Annotated in this window: 3 protein-coding genes; 2 read left to right on the top strand and 1 reads right to left on the bottom strand. The window is 66.1% G+C overall.

Annotated features, from left to right (window positions below; translation table 11 throughout):
* Both ABSG20_RS32455 and cobD read left to right on the top strand, forming a co-directional pair.
* On the top strand, window positions 1-547 hold a 547-nt coding region (locus ABSG20_RS32455; RefSeq protein WP_423868534.1), incomplete at its 5' end, for a cobalamin biosynthesis protein CobD/CbiB.
* 11 nt (window positions 548-558) lie between these two features.
* Window positions 559-1524, top strand: a complete 966-nt coding sequence (cobD, locus tag ABSG20_RS32450) for a threonine-phosphate decarboxylase CobD (RefSeq protein WP_423868533.1) — start codon at window positions 559-561, stop codon at window positions 1522-1524.
* Between the two features lie 20 nt (window positions 1525-1544).
* Here the strand turns inward: cobD and ABSG20_RS32445 are convergent, their stop codons facing one another.
* Window positions 1545-2993, bottom strand: coding sequence for a cobyric acid synthase (locus ABSG20_RS32445; RefSeq protein ID WP_423868532.1), 1449 nt, complete (start codon window positions 2991-2993; stop codon window positions 1545-1547).
* Between the last annotated feature and the right edge of the window lie 566 nt (window positions 2994-3559).

The following is a 3559-nucleotide window of genomic DNA, read 5'->3' as shown; positions in this document are numbered from 1 at the left end:
CGGCATTGCTCGCGCGGCCATCGAAAGCCTCGCCGAGAATACCTCCGACGGTGTCGTGGCGCCGGTGTTCTGGGGCGCGATGCTGGGCCTGCCCGGCATCATCGGCTACAAGGCGATCAATACGCTCGATTCCATGATCGGCCACCGCACCGCGCGGCACCAGGCGTTCGGCTGGGCCAGCGCGCGCATCGACGACCTCGCCAACATCGTGCCGGCGCGCTTGACCGGATGGCTGTTCGTGCTGCTGGCGCCGCGACGCATGGATGCGATATCCTGCATGCTGAGGGATGCGCGGCGCCATCGTTCGATCAATGCGGGCTGGCCGGAAGCAGCGATCGCCGGCGCGCTCGGCGTGCGGCTCAGCGGACCGCGCATCTATCACGGCAGCGTCACCAACGAGCCCTGGCTGAACGAGGCCGCGCGCGATCCCTGCGCGGCCGATATCGTGCGGGGGTTGGCGTTCTATTCCCGTGCCATGATGTTGCTCGCGGGAGGTCTCGTGATACTGGCCTTGGTACCGGCCTTGGTGACGTTGGCCTTGGCCTGAACGGGAACGCGATGCTGGAACACGGCGGCAATCTGGATCTGGCCCTGCAGCGCTTCGGCGGGCGCCTGGATGACTGGATCGACCTCTCGACCGGTATCAACCGGCAACCCTATCCTCTGCCACCGCTTTCGCCGCGGCACTGGGGCGCATTGCCCTCCCGCTCCGAGATCGGCTCGCTGCACGAGGCGGCCCGTCAGGCCTATGGCGCGCGCGCGCCGATCGTTGCGCTTGCCGGCGCGCAGGCGGCAATCCAGTTGCTGCCGCTGTTGTCGCCGCCCGGCCGGGCGCGGATACTCGCGCCAGGCTATAACGAGTACGGAGCCGTTCTGCGGGCCGCGGGCTGGGATGTGGCCGAGGTCGCTGATCTCAAAGCTCTGGCCGGCGCCAATCTCGGGATCGTCGTCAACCCCAACAATCCCGACGGCAGGCGCCACGATCCCGGCGACCTGCTTGCACTCTGCTCCCGCGTCGGCCGTCTGGTCGTCGATGAAAGCTTTGCCGACGCCACGCCAGAGCTGTCGCTCGCAGCGCAGGCGGAACGGCCGGGGTTGCTGATCCTGCGCTCGTTCGGAAAGTTCTATGGTCTTGCCGGATTGAGACTGGGCTTTGTGCTCGGAAGCGCGGGGGATGTCGCCGCGCTCGCCGCGTTGGCAGGTCCGTGGCCGGTCTCCGGCGTGGCCATCGCGATCGGACGATCCGCCCTGCTCGACCGCGACTGGGCGGCGCAAACATCGGCGCGCCTGTTGCGCCATGCGCTGCGACTCGACGCCATCATCCAATCCCAAGGCTGGACGCTCTCCGGGGGAACGGCGCTGTTCCGGCTCTATGAGACCGGCGATGCGGCCGCAGCGCAGGCGCGGCTCGCCGCCGCTCACATCTGGTCGCGCATCTTCACAGCCCAGGCCGGCTGGTTGCGTCTGGGTCTGCCCGGCGATGAGACCGAATGGGAACGGCTGGTTGCCGCGCTGGCGCGCTGAGCCACCCGCGTCAAGCGCGCTCAGCGCGCGAGTGCGAGCAGGCCTTCGACATCGAGATGCGCCTCGATGTGATCGGCGAGGGCATCGAGAACCTGTTCGACCCTCCCAGTGTAGTTCTGATCCGAAGCGGGTATGCCGAGACGATCGAGAAAAGCGCGCCGGAATTCGTCGGAGGCGAACAGGCCGTGGAGATAGGTGCCGTGCACGCGGCCGTCACCCGACGTCGCACCTTCCGGCGCGCCCCCGAGGACTGCGAATGGGCGCGCGCGGTCCGGCCCGTCGGTCTGGCCGATATGGATTTCGTAGGCGTTCACGCGCGCGCCCGTCGCGGCATCGACCGCCTCGACGCGCGTCAGACTTTTCTGCTCCTTCATCAGTGTCGTCACATCCAGAAGTCCAAGTCCCGGCATCTCTCCTGCCGGTCCCTCGATGCCCTGGGGATCGGCGATTGAGCGCCCCAGCATCTGATAGCCGCCGCACACGCCAAGCACATGGCCGCCGCGGCGATGATGGGCCAGGATATCGATGTCCCAGCCCTGCGCGCGGAGGAAGCTAAGATCGCCGCAGGTCGATTTTGAGCCGGGAATGATGACGAGTGTGGCATCGCCCGGAACGGCTTCGCCCGGCCGGATCATGAGCAGGTCGACGTCGGGCTCGAGCTTGAGGGGATCGAGGTCGTCGAAATTCGCAATCCGCGACAGCGCAAGACAGGCGATCTTGCAGTGGCCGGGCTTGCGCGAACTGGCAAGCCCCAGCGCGTCCTCGGCCGGAAGTTCGCGCGCGCGCGGAAAGTAGGGCAGCACGCCGAAGCCGCGCCAGGCCGTGCGGGCTTCGATCAGTTTATATCCGTCATCGAAAAGCGTGGGATCGCCGCGGAACTTGTTGATGATGAATCCCTCGATCATCCTGGCATCGTCGGGATCGAGCACGCACCTGATGCCGACCAGCTGCGCGATGACGCCGCCGCGATCGATGTCGCCGATGAGAACGACGGGAACGCGCGCCTTGCGCGCAAAGCCCATATTGGCGATGTCGCCGGCGCGCAGATTGACCTCGGCGGGGCTGCCGGCGCCCTCGACGAAAACCAGATCGGCGCGCGCCTTCAGTCGTTCGAAACTCTGAAGAACCGGCGCCATCAGCGCCGGCTTCATCGCGGCATAGTCGCGCGCGCGCAAGGTCGCCACGCGGCGTCCCTGCACGATGATCTGGGCGCCGACATCCGTCTCGGGCTTTAAGAGCACCGGATTCATGTCGGTGTGCGGCTCCGCGCCCGCAGCCTGCGCCTGCAGCGCCTGCGCGCGGCCGATCTCGCCGCCATCGATGGTGACGGCGGCGTTGTTCGACATGTTCTGCGGTTTGAAGGGCAGCACGCGGTGGCCGCGCCGGGTTGCGGCCCGCGCCAGGCCAGCGACCATCAGCGACTTGCCCACGTCCGAACCGGCCCCCTGGATCATCAATGCGCGCGCCATCGCAACCGATTATTTGAGCATGATATCAGCGCAATCGCGTTCCGCGCTTGCCTGAGGGAAGACCGGTTGCCACCCTCGGGTCAAGCCCAAGGGCATGCCTTTCCCTCGGACAAACGCGAAGCGTTGGCTCTGCTACGGACGACTTGTCAAACAGGCGGACGCGCAATTTTGCCGCGCGCCCCCTTAGGGCGATTGCGAAACGACCGCCGCCGCCCGCGACCATCATTCCGCAATGCCTTATCTATTCTGCGACTGATTTGGGTGGATCGCGAAGCGCGTGAAAGCTCCTGCGCCGAAGCCCATCGGGCGAAGGCGGGCTGTGCACGCGAGCTACGGCTCGGCATGCCAAAAAATATCGAAAACAACCCCATGCAAAGTAGCACGGTGTCGCTGGCGGGGATGCTTTGACCGATCCCGAAAAAATATTTGACACGTCGGGCAAATCAGGGGCATTGTTGCATCCCCACGCAATTCGCAAAAACTCCAATGGCCCTGCTGACAGCGGGCCTTTCGGCGCGATTGCAGGCCAAAACCCCCGACATTTGAAGTTGCACCGGCTCGCCACG

Origin of the sequence: Bradyrhizobium sp. (assembly GCF_049512235.1) — a bacterium.
Classification (GTDB): Bacteria; Pseudomonadota; Alphaproteobacteria; order Rhizobiales; family Xanthobacteraceae; genus Bradyrhizobium.
The sequence above is the reverse complement of the archived record's forward strand: the minus strand, read 5'-3'. Positions and strand labels throughout refer to the sequence as shown.

Excerpts from the sequence above, each read along its gene's own strand:
- cobD (WP_423868533.1), top strand. The coding sequence starts at position 559 with ATGCTGGAACACGGCGGCAATCTGGATCTGGCCCTGCAGCGCTTCGGC.
- ABSG20_RS32445 (WP_423868532.1), bottom strand. The coding sequence starts at position 2,993 with ATGGCGCGCGCATTGATGATCCAGGGGGCCGGTTCGGACGTGGGCAAG.